18 protein-coding genes are annotated in these 22,337 nt (G+C 70.1%); 7 read left to right on the top strand and 11 right to left on the bottom strand.

Annotated features, from left to right (window positions below; all coding sequences use genetic code 11):
- Positions 1–70: 70 nt before the first annotated feature.
- From purM to CLV49_RS11045, 3 genes are all read right to left on the bottom strand, one after another.
- Positions 71–1,177, bottom strand: a complete 1,107-nt coding sequence (gene purM, locus CLV49_RS11055; protein ID WP_106563593.1) for a phosphoribosylformylglycinamidine cyclo-ligase — start codon at positions 1,175–1,177, stop codon at positions 71–73.
- On the bottom strand, positions 1,174–1,620 hold the full coding sequence (locus CLV49_RS11050) for a DUF1206 domain-containing protein (protein WP_127054313.1): 447 nt from the start codon (positions 1,618–1,620) through the stop codon (positions 1,174–1,176). The genes purM and CLV49_RS11050 overlap by 4 nt, the downstream gene beginning before the upstream one ends.
- A gap of 68 nt (positions 1,621–1,688) precedes the next feature.
- On the bottom strand, positions 1,689–2,063 hold the full coding sequence (locus CLV49_RS11045; protein ID WP_106563591.1) for a sterol carrier family protein: 375 nt from the start codon (positions 2,061–2,063) through the stop codon (positions 1,689–1,691).
- 19 nt (positions 2,064–2,082) lie between these two features.
- On the opposite strand from CLV49_RS11045, the gene purD reads away from it, so the two are divergent.
- A complete protein-coding gene (purD, locus tag CLV49_RS11040) occupies positions 2,083–3,372 on the top strand; it encodes a phosphoribosylamine--glycine ligase (protein ID WP_106565036.1) in 1,290 nt (429 codons plus the stop codon).
- Positions 3,373–3,403: 31 nt separating this feature from the next.
- Here purD and CLV49_RS11035 read toward each other — a convergent pair whose 3' ends face one another.
- From CLV49_RS11035 to CLV49_RS11025, 3 genes are all read right to left on the bottom strand, one after another.
- The gene (locus CLV49_RS11035; protein ID WP_243696607.1) at positions 3,404–5,275 is read right to left on the bottom strand and encodes a glucoamylase family protein; all 1,872 of its coding nucleotides are present in this window, start codon (positions 5,273–5,275) and stop codon (positions 3,404–3,406) included.
- Positions 5,276–5,410: 135 nt separating this feature from the next.
- Positions 5,411–7,024, bottom strand: a complete 1,614-nt coding sequence (locus CLV49_RS11030) for a glucoamylase family protein (protein ID WP_106563590.1) — start codon at positions 7,022–7,024, stop codon at positions 5,411–5,413.
- A 220-nt stretch (positions 7,025–7,244) separates the two neighbouring features.
- The gene (locus tag CLV49_RS11025) at positions 7,245–10,598 is read right to left on the bottom strand and encodes a LamG-like jellyroll fold domain-containing protein (RefSeq protein ID WP_158261958.1); all 3,354 of its coding nucleotides are present in this window, start codon (positions 10,596–10,598) and stop codon (positions 7,245–7,247) included.
- 249 nt (positions 10,599–10,847) lie between these two features.
- Here CLV49_RS11025 and CLV49_RS11020 point away from each other — a divergent pair, with 249 nt between their 5' ends.
- Positions 10,848–11,780 carry a phosphoribosylaminoimidazolesuccinocarboxamide synthase gene (locus tag CLV49_RS11020; RefSeq protein WP_106563588.1) on the top strand — a complete coding sequence of 311 codons (933 nt, stop codon included), beginning with the start codon at positions 10,848–10,850 and terminating at the stop codon, positions 11,778–11,780.
- A gap of 50 nt (positions 11,781–11,830) precedes the next feature.
- Here the strand turns inward: CLV49_RS11020 and CLV49_RS18185 are convergent, their stop codons facing one another.
- From CLV49_RS18185 to CLV49_RS10995, 5 genes are all read right to left on the bottom strand, one after another.
- Positions 11,831–12,331, bottom strand: a complete 501-nt coding sequence (locus CLV49_RS18185; protein ID WP_127054315.1) for a hypothetical protein — start codon at positions 12,329–12,331, stop codon at positions 11,831–11,833.
- Positions 12,332–12,636: 305 nt separating this feature from the next.
- A complete protein-coding gene (locus CLV49_RS11010; protein WP_127054317.1) occupies positions 12,637–13,185 on the bottom strand; it encodes a hypothetical protein in 549 nt (182 codons plus the stop codon).
- Positions 13,186–13,268: 83 nt separating this feature from the next.
- Positions 13,269–14,639: an HNH endonuclease signature motif containing protein gene (locus CLV49_RS11005; protein ID WP_106563585.1), complete on the bottom strand. Its 1,371-nt coding sequence runs from the start codon at positions 14,637–14,639 to the stop codon at positions 13,269–13,271.
- Between the two features lie 135 nt (positions 14,640–14,774).
- The gene (locus CLV49_RS11000) at positions 14,775–15,365 is read right to left on the bottom strand and encodes a TetR/AcrR family transcriptional regulator (RefSeq protein ID WP_158261957.1); all 591 of its coding nucleotides are present in this window, start codon (positions 15,363–15,365) and stop codon (positions 14,775–14,777) included.
- A 194-nt stretch (positions 15,366–15,559) separates the two neighbouring features.
- Complete coding sequence (locus tag CLV49_RS10995) at positions 15,560–16,795, bottom strand: alcohol dehydrogenase catalytic domain-containing protein (RefSeq protein ID WP_106563583.1); 1,236 nt, start codon at positions 16,793–16,795, stop codon at positions 15,560–15,562.
- Between the two features lie 235 nt (positions 16,796–17,030).
- Between CLV49_RS10995 and purS the strand changes: the two genes are divergently transcribed.
- The 5 genes from purS to CLV49_RS10965 all read left to right on the top strand — a co-directional run bounded on the left by purS (position 17,031) and on the right by CLV49_RS10965 (position 22,298).
- Positions 17,031–17,294, top strand: coding sequence for a phosphoribosylformylglycinamidine synthase subunit PurS (gene purS, locus CLV49_RS10990; protein WP_106563582.1), 264 nt, complete (start codon positions 17,031–17,033; stop codon positions 17,292–17,294).
- Complete coding sequence (purQ, locus tag CLV49_RS10985; RefSeq protein WP_106563581.1) at positions 17,291–17,986, top strand: phosphoribosylformylglycinamidine synthase subunit PurQ; 696 nt, start codon at positions 17,291–17,293, stop codon at positions 17,984–17,986. Before purS ends, purQ begins: the two co-directional genes overlap by 4 nt.
- 55 nt (positions 17,987–18,041) lie before the next feature.
- Positions 18,042–18,557 carry a hypothetical protein gene (locus tag CLV49_RS10980; protein WP_146145359.1) on the top strand — a complete coding sequence of 172 codons (516 nt, stop codon included), beginning with the start codon at positions 18,042–18,044 and terminating at the stop codon, positions 18,555–18,557.
- Positions 18,558–18,762: 205 nt separating this feature from the next.
- Positions 18,763–20,550 carry an ABC transporter ATP-binding protein/permease gene (locus CLV49_RS10970; protein WP_127054321.1) on the top strand — a complete coding sequence of 596 codons (1,788 nt, stop codon included), beginning with the start codon at positions 18,763–18,765 and terminating at the stop codon, positions 20,548–20,550.
- A complete protein-coding gene (locus CLV49_RS10965) occupies positions 20,547–22,298 on the top strand; it encodes an ABC transporter ATP-binding protein (RefSeq protein WP_106563577.1) in 1,752 nt (583 codons plus the stop codon). Before CLV49_RS10970 ends, CLV49_RS10965 begins: the two co-directional genes overlap by 4 nt.
- Positions 22,299–22,337: the final 39 nt, after the last annotated feature.

The following is a 22,337-nucleotide window of genomic DNA, read 5'->3' as shown; positions in this document are numbered from 1 at the left end:
CCACTAGTCTCGCATACCGCGCGAGGTCCGGGTCCTCCGATGGTGCTCTCGACGAGCCCGGCTGAACGGATCAGTCCGCGTAGGCTCCGACGAGTCGCACCGCTCCGCCGTCGACGCCCTTCGCACCCTGCTCGAACCCGGCGAGGTCGCGCTGCGTCGTCGAGACGGTGCCGACCGGCCACGTGGGGATGCCACCGGCGGTGAGGAGATCCGCGACGGCACCGGCGGAGGCGGCGTCCACGACGGCGAAGAATCCGATGCCGAGATTCCACGTGCCCTCGGAGCTCTCGAGGCTCGTGCCGGCGAGGCCGCTGAGCGCACGGAACACCAGTGCGGGCGACCACGTGGAGCGGTCCACCTCCACCCACGATCCGCGCGGCAGGACGCGGGCGAGGTTGGCGGCGATCCCGCCGCCCGTGACGTGGGAGAGCGAGTGCACGGCACCGGAGGTGCGCTCGTCCCCGAGGACGGCGAGCAGTGGTGCCGTGTAGAGGCGGGTGGGTTCGAGGAGAACCTCGGCGACGACCCCACCGAGGTCGTCCGAGTGCTCCGTGAGCCCGATTCCGCGCGAGGCGAGGATGTGCCGCACGAGGGAGAAGCCGTTCGAGTGGAGACCGGACGATTCGAGCGCCAGCACGACGTCGCCGTCGCGTACCCGCTCGGCGCCGAGCACGGCGTCAGCCTCGACCACGCCCGTCGCCGCACCGGCCACGTCGTAGTCGTCCGGCTGCATGAGGCCGGGGTGCTCGGCTGTCTCCCCGCCGACGAGGGCCGTGCCCGTGGCCTCGCACGCGCGAGCGATGCCGGTGACGATGGACGCGATCCGCTCGGGCACGACGCGGCCGCACGCGATGTAGTCCGTCATGAAGAGCGGCTTGGCGCCGACCACGACGATGTCGTCGACCACCATGCCGACGAGGTCCTGCCCGATCGTGTCGTGCCGGTCGACGGCCTGCGCGAGGGCGATCTTCGTGCCGACACCGTCAGTCGACGTCGCGAGGAGCGGCGATCGGTACCGAGTCAGGGCCGAGGCATCGAAGAGCCCGGCGAAGCCGCCGACACCGCCGAGGACCTCCGGGCCGTGCGTCGCGGAGACGGCGGCCTTCATGAGGTCGACGGCGCGGTCTCCCGCCGCGGTGTCGACTCCGGCGTCGCGGTAGGTGTCTGCTGAGCTCATGATCTGGCCGTGTCCTCGTTCGGTGTCGTGGGCGGAGCTGTGGGTTCGGGGGCTTCTGTCGAGGAGGGAATCTCGGTCGGGTCCGACGTGTCGGACGGCGTGGCGACATCGATCCGTTCGACGTCGACCTCGACGGCTCGTCGTGACAGCACCCGATCGAGAACGATCGCGACGACGGCGCCGAGCGCCGCGCCGAGGGGGATGAGGCAGACGAGCAGGAAACCGAAGACCTGCGAGAGGCCGAACTCCGTGCCGTCCTCCGTCACCGTGGCAGCACCGTCGGCGGGGCGGAAGAGCAGCGTCAGCACGAGGGTCGCGACCACACCGAGGATGGCGCCGAGCCCGAGGAAGCCCCAGATCTTCGGCGCGCGGTGCACGATGACCCGCTCCCGTGAGGGCGCCGGTTCCTGCGGGTCGACGGGAGAGGGCTGGTCGGAGGTCACCGTCCCATTCTCCCCCACCTCGCCTCTTTGCGGCGACGGGTCGGCGGCTGGCCCGCGGCGCACCCGGTTCAGCGAGTCGGACCGCCGGGGAACCGGAGGGGAAGGACCTCGGTGAGGTCCGCCCGAGAGCCCGAGGCGTGCACCGTGCCGGAGGAGAGAGCGTCGGCCCACGTCAGTTCCCCGCTCGCGAGGGCGAGCCACGTGCGCGCGTCGGTCTCGACCACGTTCGGCGGCGTCCCCCGGGTGTGGCGAGGTCCCTCGATGCACTGGATCGCGGCGTACGGGGGAACGCGGACCTCCACCGTGTGTCCGGGCGCGACCTCGCCGAGGTGCTGCAGCGTGTACCGCACCGCGGTCGCGACGACGGGTTTCGCGGCGTCGCCTCCGCGAGCGTCGGCGACGGCGCGACGACCCTCACCGTCGGGAATCCGTGCTCGTGCCATGACCAATAGGCTAGTGGCCGTGAAGATCCTCGTCCTCGGCTCCGGCGCCCGCGAGCACGCCATCGTCCTCTCGCTCCTGTCGGAGGGCGAGCAACACGAGATCACTGCGGCACCCGGCAACGCCGGGATCGGTCGCGCCGTCGGCACCGTCGACCTCGATGCCAACGATCCCGTCGCGGTGGCGAACCACGCGATCGCGCACGGTATCGACCTCGTGATCATCGGGCCGGAGGCGCCGCTCGTCGCGGGTGTCGCCGACGAGCTCCGCGAGCAGGGCATCCCCGTGTTCGGTCCGGGCCGCGCGGCGGCCGCGCTCGAAGGATCGAAGTCGTTCGCGAAGCACGTGATGGAGGAAGCCGGCGTGCCGACGGGCCGCGCCGTGCGCGCCGGCACGTCCGCCGAGGTCGAAGCGGCCCTCGACGAGTTCGGGGCTCCGTACGTGGTGAAGGCCGATGGGCTCGCCGCCGGCAAGGGAGTCATCGTCACGTCGGATCGCGACGCCGCGGTCGCCCACGCCCACGCCTTCCTCGGCTCCGGGAGCGTCCTGGTGGAGGAGTTCCTCGACGGGCAGGAGGTCTCCCTCTTCTTCGTGAGCGACGGCCACACCGTGGTCCCGCTCTCCCCCGCCCAGGACTTCAAGCGCGCAGGAGACGGCGACACCGGTCCGAACACCGGAGGCATGGGCGCCTATTCTCCCCTCCCCTGGCTCGACGGGGCTTTCGACTCCGAGGCCGACTTCGTCGCCGAGGTCACCGAGACGGTCGCCCGCCCCGTCATCCGCCGGCTCGCGGAGGAGCAGACGCCTTTCGTCGGCTTGCTCTACGCCGGGCTCATCCTCACGTCGAAGCGGGAGGGCGACTCCGACCGGGGGATCCGCGTCATCGAATTCAACGCGCGCTTCGGTGACCCCGAGACGCAGGTCGTGCTGCCTCGCCTCGCCACTCCGCTGTCGGAGCTGCTGTTCGCGGCGGCGACGGGAACGCTCGATCGCGTCGAACCGCCCCGATTCACGGACACCGTCGCGGTGACCGTCGTTCTCGCAAGCGAGAACTACCCGGCCGCCCCCGTGACGGGTCGTGTGATCAGCGGCGTCGACGCCGCCGACGCCGTGGACGGGGTCCACGTCGCGCACGCCGCCACCGCCGTGCGGGACGGCGAGCTCGTCGCGACGGGAGGACGAGTGCTCAGCGTGGTCGCCGTCGGGTCCGACTTCACCGAGGCGAGGGCGCGCGCCTACACCGCGATCTCCGCGATCGGTCTCGAAGGCTCCCACCACCGCAGCGACATCGCGGCACGCGTCGCGGACTGACGACGCGTCACTCCCGTCGCGCAGGAGGGCGTCAACCGAGCGTTGTGCCGAAGACCTGCTGTTCCACGAGCGGGCGGACCTGCTCCTCGAACGCATCGTCCACGAAGTATCCCTTGAGCAGATCATCACCCAGCGCGTTCCCGATGGCGGCGATGATCATGGACTGGTCGAGGCTCAGATAGGTCTGCGCGACACGCCCGCTGTCCACGTCGACGGCATCGGCGAATCCGCCGGCGCCGTACATGTCGAAGTCGTTCGCCAGGCGCTCGAGGTTGTCGAGAGCGCCGCGCGCGTCGTACGGGAGGGCGAGGAACGAGGCGTGTGGTGTGACGACTCGATCCGACGTCGTCGATGATCCGCCCCGCTCCGGGGTACCGGGGCGGCGAGGGTCGGTCGAGCCTGCCGCTGACCCGGTGAGACCCGCGGCCGCGAGGGTCGAACGGATGCTGAGACCGTCCACCCCGAATTCGCCGTACCCGCCCGCCGGATCGGCTGCCGGGCTGAAGCCCCAGTAGCCCTCCCCCGCCCCGCCGACGGCCTGGCTCTTCTGCGCGGAGACCAAGGCTGCATGATTGAGGGCCCAGGAGCGCGAACCCCACTCCTCCTCTGGCACGAAGAGATCCGGCATGAGCTCCTCGAACATGCTGCCACCCCACGAGGGGACGACGCTCATGCCGTCGTACGTATATGTCGACTCGAGCACCGAGACGCCGTCGTAGTCTCGCGTTGTGCCACTCGACGCCTTCATCCACCCGGCGCCCGACACCGCGACGGGGCCGGTGCGGGAGGGGGCGACATACGTGGTCTCGGGGATCTGTCCGTTCGCGATCCCGACGTAGGCGACGATGCGGGCCTCCGTCGCGATCGTGTTGTACGAGGAGCAGGTGGAGAACACCTCGCCGTCGATCTCCGAACACTCGTCGCCGGGACGCTGCTCCCAGAACCCCACCCGTGTGAGCCCGGCACCGCCGGCGGCGTCCTCGTCGAGGAACCAGGAGAAGTCCATCGACGTCGAGAGCGCGATCGCGTCGTGGGCAACGGCGGGGTCGGCGGCGGCGACGATACGGAGCGCTGCGGCGAGCCAGCCGCTGTCGACTGAGGAGAGGAACGGCGTGATCGTCTCGTCGTCGTCCGGCCACACCGTGAGCTTCGCCCCCGTCTGAGGCGAGTACCAGTTGTAGAACATGCCACTCGGTCCGTGGCGCTCCAGGGTCGACAGAGTTGACAGGGTCGCGCGGAACCGCGCTGTGGCGTCGTCGGCCGTGATGACACCCAGGTCCCGGGCGGCGACCACCGACCAGAGATACCCGCCGATGTTGGTAGGAGACGTGTACGGCGCCGGCGTGCGCAGATCGGTTCCGATGTGGTCGGCCACGAGCCCGGTCTCCGCCACGAGCATGGCGTCCATGGACGACCAGGTGTCCTCGAAGTAGAGCCGCAGCGTGCGCTCATCCTCCGTGGTGAGGACAGCCGGATCGGACTCGTCGGACGAATCGCCCGGTTCGCCCGACGGCGTCCTTCCATCGGCTGCCCGATCGGAGGACGCAGGCTCGGAGGACTCCGGTTCCGGCGACACAGGCTCGGAGGACCCCGGTTCCGGCGACACGGGCTCGGATGGATCGGACCCGGACGGCACGGGATCCGCGGACGCAGGAGGTGCCGGCGTGAGGGTCTCCGACGGCGCGTCTCGCGCGCGCGGGGGCTCCGGCGAGAAGGACAGGGGCGCCGACGTGGACAGGGCCGACGAATCGGCGCCGTTCACTCCTCGATGCGAGCGCGTCGTCGCAGCGCATGCCGCGACGCCGAGGGAGAGGACGACGCCTCCGGCGATGACGGCGAGGAGCGGGACCCTGGCGGTTCTCCTCCGGGACTGCTTGCCTCGAACCGCGACTCGTCGTCCCATTCCCGTCCTTCCAGCCCGGCGACCGCCCGCCGCCTCATCGAGTGGACCACAAAGCGGACATGCGACGTCCCCCATCCCCCCAACCTGGGGATAACTCAGGCGAGGGGGTGGGGGACGTCACGACGACGGGATCCGTCAGCGGGGCATGGTCGATCCGAAGATCTGAGCCGCGACGAGCGGCTTGACGGCCTTCTCGAACGAGCGGTCGACGAAGTAGTCCTTCAGGGAGTCGTCGTCGATGGCGTTCCCGATGGCCGCCATGATCATCGACTGATCGAGACTCAGATAGCGCTCAGCAGCCGTGCCCGAATCGGTCGAGACCGCGTCGAAGAAGCCGCCGTCACCATAGGCTCCGAGGTCGTTCTCGATCCCGGCGAGGTTGTCGAGCACGCCGTCCGTGTCGTACGGGAGCGCGAGGAAGGAGGCGTGCGGGGTCACGACGCCCTCACCGAACTGGGGGTCCGGGTTCGTGCCTTCGCGGCATCCCTCGTATCCACGGTCGACGTCCGTCGCCGGCTCGTCGCTCGCGTACCCGTCCGAGCTGATGCCGAGACCTTCGACACCGTACTCGCGGTATCCGCCGAACGGATCGCTCGAGGGGCTGAAGCCCCAGTACCCGTAGTCGGCCTCCTCGAGGCCGTGGTACTCCTGGGCCGCGACCGTCGCGGGGTGATTGACCCCCCAGGAGCGGGGTCCCCAGTCGGCTTCCGGCACGAACAGGTCGGGCATGAGCGCCTCGAACATGCTGCCGCCCCAGGCGGGCACGAGACGCATGTCGCCGTACTCGTATGTGCCCTCGAAGACGCTGACTCCCGAGTACTCGCGGGTGACACCCTCCGGCTTCTGCTCCTGCCACGCGAAGTCGCACCCCTCGTCGGGCATCGTGCGCAGGGTGCCGTAGTACGCCTCCGGCGGGATCTGCCCGTTCGCGATGCCGAGGTAGGTCGCGATGCGCGCCTCGCTCACGGTCGTGTCGTACCAGTGGCACGTGTAGAGCACGTCGGGAGCACCGGCGGAGTCGTCGCCGTAGTTCCCCGGGACCGTGCACGTATCGCCGGGCTGGTCCACCCAGAACCCGCCGCGGTTGAGGCCCGCGCCGTCGGCCGCTTCCGTGTCGTGGAACCAGCCGAAGTCCATCGAGTCGTAGAGCGCGTCTGCCTGCTTGTGGAGCTTCGGATCCGCCTCGGAGACGACCCTCAGCGCGGCGGCGAGCCACCCGTTGTCGACCGTCGAGAGGAAGGGATGGACGACGTCTCCGCTGTCCGGCCACGTCGTGAGCTTCTCGCCCGTCTCGGGTGAGTACCAGTTGTAGAACATCCCGCTCGGCTCGTGGCGCTCGAGCTCCGAGAGGGTCTCGAGCGTCGTCCCGATGCGCTGACGCGCCTCCTTCTTCGAGATGATTCCGAGGTCGCGGGCCACGACCGCCGACCAGAGGTAGCCTCCGATGTTCGTGGGCGAGGTGTAGTCGCTCGGCGTCGCGAGATCCGCGTCGATCTGATCGGCGACGAGCCCCGTCTCCTCGTCCGTCATCGCAGCCATGGACGTCCAGGTGTCATCGGCGTAGCGCAGCAGCGTGCGCTCCTGCGTCCGGGAGAGGCCGTCGCCGTGCGATCCCCCGCCGGGTCCGTCCCCTCCGCCCGGCCCCTGCCCTCCCGCCCAGGCCGCGGTACCGGCCGGCACGATGAGGAGGGCGGACAGGCCGACAGCGAGTGCGCCGCGGAGTGGCGCGGATGTGCGTGATTGAGCCATGGGAACTCCCTTGTTCGGACCCGTGCATGCGGACACGAGTGTCTGTATGCGCATACATCTTTGTGTCAGACAGCGTGTCAGAACCCGGACGGCGTCCGGAACCCGTCGCGCCGTCTTTCACACGTGATTCACAAGAACGGCCGCGAACCGCGCCGGCGCATACCGCGAGACCCGAAAGGGCCCCTCCACCATCGGCGGAGGGGCCCTTCGATCCGAGGGATCAGCCGAGCGGCGTCACCGAGTAACCGCGGAACGCCACGTTCGTGGGGCTCGTCGCCGATCCCGACAGGTAGAAGCCGAGACCGGTCGAGCCGGTCCCCTGCAGGCTCGCTGTCGAATCCGTCGCCGTGACCTGCCAATCGGTGGGCTCCGGCGTCGCCGAGGCCGCTCCGGACGGCGTGACCCAGGCCTTCGCCGAGAGGGTCGTCACACCGTTCACGGTGTCGACGGCGACGGACACGTCGACGGTGTCACCACTGGCGTACGCGACTCCCGTGAGGTTGCGAAGGGCGAGCGTGCTGCCGTTGCGCTGCACCTGGACCTGGAGCACTCCGTTCGCCTGAGCCCAGACGCGGGCGACGTAACGCTCAGTGCCGACCTGTCGAGCCACGACCGAGACGAACTGGCCACCTCCCGTCGGCGCCTTGTCGATCACGAACGAGACCCGGGACACCGACGACCCGGCGGCCACCGAGGGGAGGACGGCGAGCCGCGTCTGGCCGGCGTTCGACGCGATGACGCCGACGCCGTTTCCGACGCTCAGACCACCAGAGCTGCCGGAGGCCGCCCAGGAGCCGCCCGTCGTCGCCGAACCCCAGCCGCTCGCCGTCGTCCGCGCGAAGTCGTCGGCGGCGATGGCCTGCACGGCCGGCTCCTCGGGGGCGGGGGCGACCACCGTCACACTCGACGAGGTCGAGTGTGTGGCTCCGTCGTCATCGGTCACCGTGAGACCCACGGTGTAGGTGCCGGCGTCGGCGTAGGTGTGCTCTGCGGTGACGCCGGTGCCCGTCCCTCCGTCGCCGAACGACCACGCGTAGCCGGTGATCGTCCCATCGGCGTCGGAGGACGCTCCGGCATCGACCGACACCGTGAGATCCGTGGCGTCGGAGGAGAACGACGCGACCGGAGCGACGTTCGCGGGCTCGGGCTCAGGCTCGGGCTCGGGCTCGGTCACACCACCGATCGCCGCGTCGTGGGCCGACACTTGCGAGGCGGTGAGCTGGGTGGAGTAGGTCGCGACGTTGTCGATCGAACCGGTGAAGTAGTCGGTCGACGGTCGGTCCGGCCACCCGGAGAGCGAGTAGCCGCCCAGAGCCCAGTAGCCGGAGTAGTCCTGAGCCGACACCGTGTCGGTGCGCGAGTCGACGAGCGCTCCGTCGACGTACAGCTGCATACCCGACTGGCCGAGGGTCGCGACGACGTGGTGCCACGCACCGTCGTTGTAGCTCGCATCGGAGTCGACCATGCGCACGGAGCCCGGGTACACACCGAAGTGGAGACGTCCGTCGTTGCCCATGTAGAGGAGACGGTCGCGGTTGCCACCGTTCTCGTTGGACGCCCCGATGAGGAGCCCACCCGTGGTCGACGTGGTCGAGAACCATGCTTCGAGGCTGAAGGTGTTCGGCAGCTTCGAGATGCCCGTCGACGTGGTCCGTGCGTCCCCGCCGATTCGCACGGCCGCACCGGAACCGTCGGTCTCCGCACCCGCCGCTCCACGCACCACGCTCGCGCCCGAGAACGTCTGGGTCGCCCCGCCTGTCCAATCGTCCGCCGTGGCGCCCGACGCCTCGTTCAGCGGCCAGTAGTGGGTCGGCAGCTCGGCGAGGATCGCCTTGTCGTAGTCGGTGACGCGAGCCTCAGCACCGTCCGTCGCCGTCAAGGTCACACTCGTGCCCCATGTCGCGTTGCCGAAGGGATCCTCCGTCCGCACGCGATACGTGTAGGTCGCTCCGGGTGTCAGACCCTCATCGACGAACGTGATGTTCGCACGGTTCCAGAACGTCGACGCGACAGTGTTCACGTAGACGGGGTTCGCGGTGTTGCCGTTGCGGACCACCTTGTACGTGAGGTTCTCGTTGTCGTCGTCGAAGTTCGCCGCGAACGTGATCTTGGCGGCGCCGCCGCCGAAAGCCGTGACCGTCGGGGTCATCGCGTCGGCCTGCAGGACCGGTCCACGCGCGTTCGGAGCCTTGTCGGAGGTCGCGAACCGGACGAGCCCCTGCTGGCCGCGACCGTTCACCTTCGTGAACTCGCCGCCGTACAGGACGTAGTCGCCGGCGACCGTGACGTCCCACGGCCCCTGCGTCGATCCCGTGTACGTGCCCGTGTTGAGGTCGGGGAACCAGTTGAGGATCTTGGTGGCCGGGGTGCCGGAGAAGTTGCCGTACGTCCAGCCGGCGGGCGGCTGGTTGAACACGGTGGTGCCGGAGGCCTGCTTCGTGAAAGCGACAGCGCGGTGGTAGGCCTCGGTGTCGTTCGGGAAGCCGCCGGTGTTGTCGCACGCGTGAGCGTGGCCTGCCGTGTAGATGACGTCGCCTGCGGCCTCGACCGAGTAGGAGTCGCCGTGGCAATCGGCGAGCCACTCGAGCGTTCCGTCCGCCCAGCTCGCACGGAACGTTCCCTCGACGGCCTGGCCTCCCTGACTGTGCTGGTAGCCGACGCCGTAGACGCTGTCGCCGTCGGAGGAGAGGTCGAAGATCGACGACTTCGTCCCGCCGTTGCGGATGGTCGAGTTGACCTTCCACGGCAGGGACGTACCGGTGTCCGCTGTCACGGCGCCCATGCCGAGGCCCGGGTTGTTCGATCCGTTGAGGGTCGTGAAGCTGCCGCCGACGACGATCTTCGACTCGTCGGGGGAGATCGCGATCGCACGTGCCGTTCCGCCGGCGATGACCGGGGCCCATGGCTGGATCGCGGCCTTCTCACGCGACAGCGCGGCGCCCTTCGAGCGCTCGTTCTTCTGCACGGAGGTGAACACACCCGTGATGTAGACGGTCGAGTCGGTGGCCGCGACGGCCTCGACGGTGGCGTTCACCGTGGGCGCCCAGTTCGACACGAGCGTCATGGACGGGAGATCGAAGGCCGCGACCCGGTAGCGGGTGGAATCCCCGACCTTGGTGAAGGAGCCGCCGACGTACAGCCGCGTCCCATCAGGCGAGACCGCGATGCTCCGGATCTGAGCGTTGAACATCGGAGCGATGTCGGTGCGAAGAGCGCCCGTCGTGAGGTCGTAGGCGAGGAAGTTGCCTCTCGCGACGGTGTTGACGCCCTCAGCGGCACCGTCGGGGCGCGCCGTCGTGAACTCGCCGCCGACGAACACCGTGTTGCCGACCACGACCTGATCCCAGACGACGCCGTCGATCTGCGGGGTGGGGAGGGCGTCGGCGGTGACCGTCGCCGGGCTGAGAGCGGATGACGGATCGGCGGGGGCCGAATCCGCGAGGGCTCCGCCGACCGGGACGAGCGCGCCGACGAGCACGGCGAGAGCCGACCCGAGTGCGAGGGCCGCAGCGCTCACCGTTCGGCGGGAGCGGCGACGAGAGGGCTCGGGCAGGGTATCGGTTCGTTCGGGCACAGGCGCTCCACACGTGATCGGGGGGTCAGCGCCACCGGCCCGTTGCGGCCGAGGTCGCTGAGAAGATGATGGATCCTCAGGTAGTCCTCTTGAGAATCGCATCACCCGCCCCCCAGGACCAACCCGTGCGCGCCCCCAGTTGGGGGGTGATTCTGTGATCGGAACCGATGAGGCGGGCGTCGGAGCGACACGAGCGGCCGTGCGCGACGCCGGGTGACGGGGCCGGGAGACGTCCGAGATAATGGGCTGGTGACCTCGACTCCCCTCGACATCCCCGGCTGGACGCACGTGTACTCGGGCAAGGTGCGCGACCTGTACCGCCCCACCCCGGCGTCGACCGACTCGCCAGCACCGGAGGGGACGATGCTCGTGGTCGCGAGCGACAGGGTGAGCGCATTCGACTACGTCCTCTCCCCCGGGATCCCGGGGAAAGGAGAGCTGCTCACGACGCTCAGCCTGTGGTGGTTCGACACCCTGGACGACGTGCCGAACCACCTGCACGCCTCACACGCGCTTCTCGGGACCGGCACGGACGAGGCGCGCGCACTCGTGCCCCCCGAGGTCGCCGGGCGGGCGATGCTCGTCCGCGCCCTCGACATGTTCCCCATCGAGTGCGTCGTCCGCGGGTACATCACCGGTACCGGTTGGCTCGAATATCAGGAGAGCGGCACGGTCTGTGGCATTCCGTTGCCCTCGGGACTCTCGAACGGGGATCGCCTTCCCGAGCCGCTCTTCACTCCGGCGTTCAAGGCCGAGTTGGGGGACCACGACGAGAACATCACGTTCGAGCGCGTGGTCGAGATCGTCGGAGCCGATGACGCCGACGCGCTCCGCTCGATGTCGCTGTCGATCTATGCCAGGGCCGCCGCGATTTCGGAGTCGCACGGAGTGATCCTCGCCGACACGAAGTTCGAGTTCGGGCGCGACGCCGCGTCGGGCGAGATCGTCCTCGCCGACGAGGTGCTCACGTCGGACTCGTCACGGTACTGGGACGCCAGGGCGTGGCACGACGGCGGCTCTCCCACCGAGCGCATGGCGAGCTTCGACAAGCAGATCGTGCGCGACTGGCTCGCCGCGAACTGGGACAAGACGGGGACTCCGCCCGAGTTGCCGGATGAGATCGTCGAACGCACGGCCGCACGCTACCGGGAACTGCTCGAACGGATCACCACCACCGCCTGAACCCGCGGCGAGGCCGTGCCACCGGCGCCTCGCCGCCAGCAGCTCCGCCGTCAGCAGCCATCCGCTGAAGGATCCGCGACGCAATCGGCGGGCACCAGCACGGTGCGAGCGGTGCCAACGTACGCGTCGAGGTCGACGGTCGCGGCGACCGTACCGTCGACGGTGACCCATTCGCCATCGCCGAGACGATACGCGACGGAGTGGGCGACGCTCAGCCCGACCGTCACCGTGCCGCGCTCCGTGTAGGTGTGCGACGTCGCGGTCTCCGAGAACCGCGGGAGGCCGAGATCGGACCAGGTGCGGCCGGACTGCGAGAACGTGTCAGCGTGACCGTCCCCCCATGTCCACGTGTAGGAAGCGGGAGCGAACCGGACGTCGATCGGACGACCGAGGAGCGAGCCTCCCACGGTCTGCTCCGTGGCGTCGGCGATGAAGTTGGCCGGCAGCCCCCGCAGCATCCACCCGTCGGGCTCCATACGGATCGCCGACGCGCTCGGCGCGAACGACGCCAGATCCTGAAGCGTGAGCGGGGCGGCCGGCCCCTGCTCCACCGCGCACTCCGGACACGGGTCGAGGTCGTCGATGATGCGCCGCGGGTTCCCCCCGAGCCCCGAACCGTCGGGACTCGGCGAGCTCGAACCCGGCACGAGGCCGGGGCCACCGGTTTCACCGGCACCGGCGCTACCGGCGGGTTCGCCTGAGTCTGGCGAATTCTCCGTTCCGCTGATGTCGATGGACGAACCATTCACGCCCCCGGCGACGCAGAGTCCAGCCTCCTGCTTACCCGGTGAGCATGCGCCCTGAGCGCGCGCGGGCGAGACCCCTGATACCAGCAGCATGAGAAGCACGACCGCGATCAGCCGCACAATGCATCCTCTGCAGTCCGCTCGGAACTGTCGACGAGATAACCAGAGTCGTCGCTCGTGAACGTGACCTTCACCGCGAAACGTTCTGACCGATCGGCCGGGGTGACATCGACACCATCGACCGTCACTACCCGCACGCGAGAGACGTCACGGCACAGCACCACCGCCACTGATGAAGAAGACGACGACACCAATTCCTCGGAGTCGAATGACGTCGAACCGGTCGTTTTCCACTCGCCGCGACTGAATTCGTCATCCGCCGACGTGAAACTGTCAAAGAACTCGGGTGTGGTGAGCGGTTCGAGTTGCGAGTAGTCGCCGTCGCCTCGGGCGAGGATCGCATCGAGCGCAGCGCTGTACCGGGTGTAGACGTCGAGCACCGCAGCGAGCACGGCCGCATCCGACTTCTCAGCGGTCGGGCTCGACGAGGCCGTCGGCGGCGGCGCTTCGCTCGAGGCACAGCCGGTCGCGATCAGGACACCCATGATGCACAGCGCTGCGAGCGCGCCGAAACGGGTCGTTCTTCGTGGTTCCCCCATGGCGACGACCCTAGAGGAGCGGACGAATACCGCACAGCGGGCATCCACATTCCGCGGACACGATGTTCTCCACAGGACTCGCATCATCCTGTACGGGGAAACGCCGTCCTGACGCGGGAGCGTCCCGCGGGTGTCCATTCGGGAATCCCCGGTCCTCTCACATGTGGGACGCCGTCCGGCATCGACAACCGCCAGGGGCCCCGGTCGATCCGTTGATGATGACCCCAACAGAGCAGCACACCGTTGTCGGTGTGGGTAGGACCTCCGGAGCGCCACGGGATCACGTGATGCACCTCGCACCACCCCGCCGGGGTCGTGCAGCCGGGGATGATGCAGCCGCCGTCGCGCGCGGCGATCGCACGCCGCTGGGACGGCGTGAAGCACCGTTGCGTCGAACCGAGCGAGAGCACTCGACCCGCCGCGTTCATCGTGACCACCTGCATCCCCCGGGAATCGATCAGCCGGTCGACCGTGTCGATGGAGACAGGAGTGACGTGGCCGTCGAGGAAACCCATGCCATCGCCCGTGACGAGCGCCTCATGGGTGACGGTGACCGTGACAGCGGGCGCCGAGCCCGCGATCTCGGGGGCGTCAGCCACCCGGGACGCGGCGCTGAGAATGTCGGCGAGGGTGTCGTGTCGACGCTGCGCGGGGCTGCGGTCCTCCGCCGCGACCTGCTCGTCGGCGACGGGGTCGACGAACGACACCCGGCGAACGTGAGCGCTGACCAGTCGCTCGAACTGAACGCCCACGTCTGCCGCGAGGAGGCCCTTCACGGGGATCATTCCCTCGGGCGTGGCGCGGCCGAACGTGAGGCTGCGAGCCCTCCGGGCGTAGCTCTCGGAGGGTTCCGCACCGTCGGGATCGATGGCCAGTATGAAGACCGCGGCCTGATCCTTCACGAGGTCGGCCGCCGTCGGGGCACGGACGTCGGTCCCCGACGCGAGCTCGACGAGGCCAGCCTCCGCCTCGTGGAGGACGCCACGGTCGACACGACACGCGACGGTGTCGAGTTGGCGAGTGATGATCTCGGCGGCCTCCAGCCCGAGATGACCGTCCCCGACCGCGGAAGCCACCGACGGGAAGCGCGGCGCGACAGGGGCGCCCGTCATCGATACACCGGAGGCGATGCGCTGCCCCAAGCGGATACGGCGGGCCGCCTCCGCCTCGGAGACACCGGTCAGCTGCGCGATGGCGTGCTGCGCCGTGGCGTATCCCGCCGCGCCCAAGGAGTCGACGGGGCTCATCATGCGCTCCGCCGCATCCGCCGCGTGGGACACCCGAAGACTGTCGACGAGCCGACCGAGACGCTCGACCCGGGGCACACGCGACAGGAACCGCTCGCCGGACAGCCGGCCGGGGGCACCCGCGTGGACGACGGACTCAAGGAGCGCGATCGCGGCTGCGATCACCTCGTCCGTGCCCATGTCGGTGGCCGTCGCGGTGGGGTTCATGTGTCCAGTGAACACGACACCACTGACATTCGGACGGTATCCGGAAAAGGACCGGAGCCCGTCCGGATCGAGTCGCGATCGAGGGCCCGAGACAGTCTCAGAGACCGGGCGGTCGCGCGCTCGACGATCGCAGGATCAGGAGGAGGCGGGGCTCCGGCGCAGCATGCGGTGGTAGCTGTCGAGGTCGACCGGGCCGGCGGCGAGCGGGCGGCGCGGCGCCCCCTCCGGCCGCAGGCCGTCGAGGACGATGTCGAGCTGACGACGCCACTGCGCGACGTACTCGCTGCCGTAGCGACCGATCGACCCGAGCATCGTCGCGAGGAGCACGATGTCGATCGAGGTCACGTCGTCGCGGAGGTCGCCGTCGGCCTTCGCCTGTTCGACGATCCCGGTCATCGCACCCGTGAAGCGCATCGCCGGGCGTCGCTCCGGGTCGATGATGCCGATGCGCGTCACGATCGTGGGCATGGCCGGATCGGCGAGGAGCCACATGCCGAGCCGGTCCATGAAGTTGACGACCGAATCCCAGGCGGACTCGTCGCCGCCGATCTCCGAGACCAGCGCGTCGACCTCGTCCATCGACCGCTCGAAGAGCGCCTGGACGAGCTCGTCCCGGCTCGCGAAGTTCCGATACAGGGTCGCGATCCCGACATCCGCTCGGCGGGCGATCTCCTCCAGGGGAGCGTCGATCCCGCGCTCCGCGATGACCACACGTGCTGCGGCCAAGAGTTTCTCGTGGTTTTGAACTGCGTCACGCCTCTTGGGCACGTGGTACCGGTCTCCTCTCGCCCGTGTGGGCTGAAACTCCACTTTCCCGGAGTGGATACAAGTCTATAAGGGGTCCCGGTCGGGCTTTTTTCCGATCCGACCCCCATTTGCGGGGTATCACGCGACTCCGACGCCGAAGGATGACGCGTCGATCAGCGGAGACCGGGATCGACCGCGACCCGCAAGACCGAGGCCTCGGCGGCCGCGCTGAGGGCGTCATCGATCTTCTCGAGCGGGAAGCGTCGCCCCACCAGATCGGCGAACGGATAGCGGAACCACGCGTTCGACGCGAAGTCCACGGCGGCCAGGAGGTGTCGCGGTTCCGTCCTCCGCAGGATCGTGAGAATCGCGCTCTCCGGCCAGGGACCACGAGAAGCTCGGTCGGCGCCGCTCTCTCCGGCGGTGTCGGCACCCGGCGGGGAGGTCGACCCGTCCCGCAGACCGACGACGACGGCCACCGCACCGAACGGGCCGTCGCCGCTCCCCCACGATGCGTCGACGGAGTCCGGCGCGAGCGGGGCGGAGCCGAGCATGGCGACCGGTCGGCGCAGGGCCCTACCCGCTCCACGACCCTCCGCACCGGCCGCGCGCTCCGACCTGATGAGCCGGACCACGTCGGACGGGTCCGCCGCGACCCTGAGGGCTCCGAAATCGAGCGCACGGGAGCGGCGCGTCGCATCGGGTTCGACCACGATGACGCGCGCCCCCTCGTCTGCGAGCATCGCGACCGCCGTGAGACCGACCAGATCTGCTCCCGACACGAGGACGGTCTCACCGTCCACCTCGACCTGTTGTGCGACCCGCTCCACGGCGGCGACGGCGAGCGCCGTGGCGCACGACAGGGGCGCGAGCACGGATGCCGGCACGATCTCGGGAACGGTGAGGATCGTCGTCCCCGCCCGGACGAGGACGTGCGAGGCGAAGCCCCCGCTCAGCTCCCAACCGCGCCGGAGGCGGTCCGCCCCGTACTCCCGCGCGTCGACGCAGTCGCTCGTCGAACCGCCGAGGCACGCATCGCACTCCCCGCAGCCGATGCGACGGGACCAGACGATCCGCATTCCGACGACGAGACGCGTTCCGTCGCTCGTGGCGGCGTCGGGACCGACGGCGACGACTCGCCCCACCTGCTCGTGGCCGAGGACGAGAGGCGCGACCACCCCGATGCCGGTGCCGACGGCGGCGGCGTCCGACGGGCAGATGGTCGTCAATTCCACGGCGACGAGCGCGTCCCCTGCACCCAGCGACACTCCGGGCACGGCGATGGCCGCGTGCGGGACCCCGAGCCCCTGCCACACCATCGCGATGGGAGCCGGCCGGATGATGACGTCGCGTCTGGCGGGAGCGTCCCCTGGCGCGGTCCGGGCGGTCGGATGACGTGTCGCACGCATCGTTCCCCCTGAGAGTGATGGTCGGCTCGTCGTCGTCACCGAATGGCGTCCGGCGCGAACCGGCCAGCGATCACGCTAGTGAGCGGTCCCCAACGGACGGTTGACCACCGGTGGACGGACGGTGAACGTGTGGCGGCGACGCCGAGCCCCCCGGACGACCGGCGCATCGGAACGGTCGGCGCCGACCCGGTAGGATGGCAGCGTTCCCGTCCCCCACACTTCAGGGAGTTCACCGGTGCCCACGATCGTCGTCGAGGTCATGCCGAAGGCCGAGTTGCTCGACCCCCAAGGCAAGGCCGTCGCGGGTGCTCTCGCCCGGCTCGGAAACAACGACATCACGGGCGTGCGTGTCGGGAAGCGGTTCGAGCTCACGACCGCCGGTCCCGTCGACGACGCGACCCTCGAGGCGGTGCGCGGCATCGCCGTCGATCTGCTGTCGAACTCGGTCATCGAGGACGTCATCGGCGTGAGCGTCGACGGCGAACCGGTCGCTCTGTGAGGATCGGCGTCGTCACCTTCCCCGGGTCGCTCGACGACCGGGACGCGTTGCGCGCCATCCGCCTCGCGGACGCCGAGCCCGTCGCGCTCTGGCACGGCTCCCACGACCTCGACGGGGTCGACGCGCTCGTCCTTCCCGGCGGGTTCAGCTACGGCGACTACCTGCGCGCCGGCGCCATCGCCGCCCACGCGCCGATCATGGCGGAGGTCGTCGACGCGGCGTCGAAGGGCATGCCGGTCCTCGGCATCTGCAACGGCTTCCAGATGCTCACCGAGGCGCATCTGCTGCCCGGCGGCCTGATCCGCAACGACGTCGGGACCTTCGTGCGTCGCGATCAGAAGCTGCGCGTCGAGCAGACCGACACGGCGTGGACGAACGAGTTCGCCTCCGGCCAGGAGATCGTCATCCCGCTGAAGAACGGCGAGGGCGGCTTCATCGCCTCGAACGACGAGCTCGACCGCATCGAGGGCGAGGGTCGCGTGGCCTTCCGCTACCTCGAGGGCAACCCCAACGGCTCCCTCCGCGACATCGCCGGCGTCACCAACGAGCGCGGCAACGTCGTGGGGCTCATGCCCCACCCCGAGCACGCCACGGAGCTGGGATTCGGCCCCGACACGTCCGATGCGATGCGTTCGGGTGTCGACGGTCTCACTTTCTTCACCTCCGCGATCCGGGCCCTGCAGGCCGTCTAGGGCGATGCGGGGACGGGGACGGCCGGCCCTGCGGTCGGTCGCTGCCGCTACCTTCGTGATCGTGGTCATGTCCGGGTGCTCCGGCGCGCCCGGTGTCCGGGACATCGGGATCGCGTCGCGGAGCTACAGCGGACTGCCCGAGGGGATGGACTGGTCCCCGACGGTCGCGACGACCCCTCCGACGGCGGATCCGCCCCTCGTTTCGCTCGAGCCCACGGACATCGAGCCCACAGGGATCGAGCCGTCTCCAGAGACGGTCGCCCCCGAGGATCTCGAACCCTCGGCGCTTCCCGATCCGGATTTCTCCCCGCGCGCCGTGTGGCTCTCGGGTGAGACCCTGGCCGTCGTGACGTTCGGCAGTTCGTCGTGCCCGTCCGCTCCCGCCGCTCTCGACGTGACCGAGCCGGGCACGGTGGACGTCGTGCTCGCGAGTACCGGTGGGGACGTGTGCACGGCCGACATGTCGGCGACGACGTTCGAGATCGACGACCCGGAGGGCCTCGATCCGTCCATCACGTACACGGTGACGTTCGACGGGCAATCGGAGAGCACCCTCGAACCGCTCCCCTGAGTAGCGGTGCGATGTGGAGGCGCTCGCCGCCCTCCGACGAGCTCGGGGAGCGGAGAGGCACCGCGGCGGGGCCGCTCGAGAATGCACCCACACGGTCGCTGAGCCTGTCGAAGCGTGCCACGGCAGACCGTCGGACGGATCGTGCAGATCGGACGGCCGTCCGCAACCGGACGGGACGGATCCTCTTCCGGGAGATGATGGAGACATGAGCCAAGCGTCGACCGGTCGTCCAGCGCGCCCGGCGACCCCAGGCGGTCGCCCGGGCGGACCTCCCAACGGCGGGCACGCGGGCGGGCATCCCGGCGGACGTCCCGGCGGTGGCCGGCCCGGCCACCCCGCGCCGGACACCCCCCTCGATCCCCGTGTCGTGCGGGCGACGCCGCGGAGCGCGATCGTCGTTCCCCTCGTCCTCGGTCTCGTCTCGGCCGCGTCACTCTCCGTGTTCTTCGTGCTCGTCGGCCGGTTCCTCGACCTCATCGCGGACGGCGAGACGGCGGGCAGCACCGACCTCCTCCTGCTCTGCGCCCTGCCCGTGGTCGCGGTGGTGTGCGGGATCATCTCCTCGCAGGTCACGGCCCGGAGCGTCGGTGTGACCGAGCGCCGCCTTCGCGGAATGGTCCTCGGACACGTCATCGACCTCGGCGTCGCCCGACGCTCCGACGCGGCCGCCGGTCGCCTCGTGTCCGCGGCGACGACAGACGTGGAGAAAGCAGCCGGGTACCGCGCCGGATTCGTCGGCCCCATCGCAGCGACGATGGCCGGACCCGTGCTCGTCATCCTCGTGATCGGCATCGCGATCGACCCCGTGTCCGCGCTCTGGCTCGCCATCGCGATCCCCGTCATCCCCCTCGTCGTCGGAGGATTCCAGCGCGCATTCCGGAAGGTGAGCGGGTCGTACCGACGCAGCGCCGGAATGCTGTCCGCCGCTTTCCTGGAGGCTGTCCAGGGGCTCTCGACCCTGGTCCTGCACCGGGCAGAGAATCGTACGGCGCAGGATCTGGCCGCGCGCGGCGAGGACAACCGGCGCCAGGTGATGCGGCTGCTCGCCGCCAACCAGCTCCTCATCCTCGTCGTGGACGCCGCGTTCTCCCTCGGTACTCTCGCCCTCGCGGCGACCCTCGCGATCGTGCGCTCGCTCGACGGAACGCTGACGTTCGGCCAGGCCGTGTCGGTCGTTCTCCTCTCCACCCTCCTCACCGGCCCGGCGGACGTCGTGGGGCAGTTCTTCTACATCGGCGCCACCGGTCGGGCGGCGGAACGCGGACTGTCCGCGGTGCTCGCCGAGAAGCCCACGGTGCCGGCGGGTCGCGGGGTTGCCGCTCGTCCCGGCCGCGGTGGCCACGGCGCCCTCGCGATCGAGCTCCACAGCGTGACGGCCGGATACGAGCCGGGTCGCCCGGTGCTGCGCGGACTGTCCGCCCGCATCGAGCCGGGCGAGCACGTGGCACTCGTGGGTCCGAGCGGCGTGGGCAAGTCGACGATCGTCGCGCTCCTCGGTCGGCACCTGCTTCCCGAGTCCGGCGCCGTGTTCGTGGGCAATCTGGACACGCGGGAGGCGTCGGGCGAGGCCGTCCGCTCGCTCGTGACCGTCGTTGACCAGCAGACGGTCCTCTTCTCCGGGACGATCGCCCAGAACCTCCGGGTCGCCCGCGCCGACGCGAGCGACGCCGAGTTGCGCGACGCGATCGACGCCGCGGGACTCTCCGCCGACGTCGCCCGGATGCCCGCCGGACTCGACACCCCTGTCGGTGAGCGTGGGCTGTCCCTCTCGGGCGGTCAGGTGCAGCGGATCGCGATCGCGCGCGCGCTGCTCCGGGATGCGCCGATCCTCGTGCTCGACGAACCGACCTCACAGGTCGACCTGGAATCGGAGGCCCTTATCGTCGACGCACTCCGGACGTTGTCCCGCGATCGCACCGTGCTGACGATCGCCCACCGCTCGAGCGCCATCCGCGACGTCGACCGCGTGATCGAGTTGGGAGGAGCATCATGACCGCGACCCCCGGCCGCCTCGGGCTCTCCCGCTGGCTCCTGACCCACACGCGTGAACTGCTGCGGCCCCTCGGTCTCGCGATCGTGCTCCGCGTGATCGGTCAGCTCGTGGGGGTGGCCCTTCTCGTCGTCGCCGTCGACGGCGTCGTGCGGGCCCTGTCGACGGGGAACGGAGACGTCCTCGGCCCGACGGTCGTCTGGCTCGTCGTGCTCGCCCTCGTGAAAGCGGTGCTGCGGTATCTCGAGCAGTACTCGGGGCACTACGTCGCATTCGCTGCGCTCGCCTCCCTGCGTCGGCTGTTCTTCGCGCGGCTGGCGCCGCAGGCGCCGGCGGCGACCGATGGAGCTTCGAGCGGTGACCTGAGCGCTCGGGCTACGCGCGACATCGACCGCGTCGAGGTGTTCTTCGCCCACACGGTGCCCCCGGCGGTCTCGGCGGTGGTCGTGCCCGTCGTCGCGCTGCTCTGGACCGCGATCGCGGTGGACCCGATGCTCGCCCTCGTGATGCTGCCCGTTCCTGTGCTCGTCGTGGCCGTCGTCCCGTTCCTCTCCGGCGGGCTCACGTGGCGCGCCACCCGCCGACGCGGGGAGGTCTCCGGACGGATCGCCGGTCACGTCTCCGACTCCGTCGCCGGCGTGCGGGAGATCCTCGGCTTCGACCACCGGGGCGCTCGGCTCGCGGAGCTCGACCAGCTCGGGCGAGCGTCCGGACGTGCCGCCGCCCGTGTGAGCGGCGTGGCCGGCGTGCGCGCTGCCCTCGTACAGGCCGTGCAGTTCGGCGGCATCGTCGCAGTGCTCGTCGTGGGCGCCTCGCGCGCGGCCGAGGGGTCGTCCGACGCCGTCGACGTCGCTCTCGCGATCGCCGTGCTCATCGGGATCGCCGGCCCCACGCGTGCCGTCGACGGTTTCGTCGCCGACCTCGACGCCTCGTTCGCGAGCGCCGCGCGACTCTTCGAGGTGCTCGAACGCGAGCCCGTCGTGACGGACGTCGCCACGGCGACACCCCGCACGACCGTCGGCAGCGCGGATGCGGTGCGGTTCGACGCGGTCTCCTTCTCCTACCCCGGTGCGCCTCGCCCGGCTGTGACCGACGTGACCTGGTCCGTCGCACCCGGATCGCACGTCGCCGTCGTGGGTGTGTCGGGAAGCGGCAAGTCCACCCTCACCGCGCTCCTCGCCCGCACGTGGGACTCGGCGTCCGGCACCGTCCTCCTCCACGGGGAGAACGTGCGCGAGATCCCCCTCTCGGACCTCCGCGGTCGCGTGGCGATCGTGAACCAGCGCCCCTTCGTCTTCGGTCGCTCCCTGCGCGACAACGTGCTACTCGGTGCGCCCGACGCGAGCGACGAGGACATCGCCTCAGCGCTCCGAACGGCCGCACTCGACGAATTCGTCGCGAGCCTTCCCGAGGGGCTCGACACGCCCGTGCGCGAGCGCGGCGCGCGCCTCTCCGGTGGTCAGCTGCAGCGGCTCGCCCTCGCTCGCGCCCTCGTGACGGATCCCGACGTCCTCGTGCTCGACGAGTCGACGGGAGCCCTCGACCCCGCGACCGAGGCGACCGTCCGTGAACGGCTCGCAGAATGGGCGGGCGGGCGACGCACGATCATCGAGGTCACGCACCGGGTCGACCAGGTGCTCGGCACCGACGAGGTGCTCGTGCTCGACCGCGGTCGTGTCGTGGAACGCGGAGCACCCCGCGACCTCGCCGAGGCTGACGGCCCATTCGCGTCCCTCCTCGCCCGCGTCTGAGTCCTCTCCCTGGCTGGAATCGCGTTCCTCCGTGCCCCG

The organism is Labedella gwakjiensis (assembly GCF_003014675.1).
GTDB classification, from domain to species: Bacteria; Actinomycetota; Actinomycetes; order Actinomycetales; family Microbacteriaceae; genus Labedella; species Labedella gwakjiensis.
This window is presented reverse-complemented; position numbering and strand designations above follow the sequence as displayed.

What these genes read in the sequence shown, in the direction of transcription:
- purM (WP_106563593.1), bottom strand. Translation starts at nt 1,177, where the DNA reads ATGAGCTCAGCAGACACCTACCGCGACGCCGGAGTCGACACCGCGGCG.
- CLV49_RS11045 (WP_106563591.1), bottom strand. Translation starts at nt 2,063, where the DNA reads ATGGCACGAGCACGGATTCCCGACGGTGAGGGTCGTCGCGCCGTCGCC.
- CLV49_RS11035 (WP_243696607.1), bottom strand. Translation starts at nt 5,275, where the DNA reads ATGGGACGACGAGTCGCGGTTCGAGGCAAGCAGTCCCGGAGGAGAACC.
- CLV49_RS11030 (WP_106563590.1), bottom strand. Translation starts at nt 7,024, where the DNA reads ATGGCTCAATCACGCACATCCGCGCCACTCCGCGGCGCACTCGCTGTC.
- CLV49_RS11010 (WP_127054317.1), bottom strand. Translation starts at nt 13,185, where the DNA reads ATGGGGGAACCACGAAGAACGACCCGTTTCGGCGCGCTCGCAGCGCTG.
- CLV49_RS11005 (WP_106563585.1), bottom strand. Translation starts at nt 14,639, where the DNA reads ATGAACCCCACCGCGACGGCCACCGACATGGGCACGGACGAGGTGATC.
- CLV49_RS10995 (WP_106563583.1), bottom strand. Translation starts at nt 16,795, where the DNA reads ATGCGTGCGACACGTCATCCGACCGCCCGGACCGCGCCAGGGGACGCT.
- CLV49_RS10970 (WP_127054321.1), top strand. Translation starts at nt 18,763, where the DNA reads ATGAGCCAAGCGTCGACCGGTCGTCCAGCGCGCCCGGCGACCCCAGGC.
- CLV49_RS10965 (WP_106563577.1), top strand. Translation starts at nt 20,547, where the DNA reads ATGACCGCGACCCCCGGCCGCCTCGGGCTCTCCCGCTGGCTCCTGACC.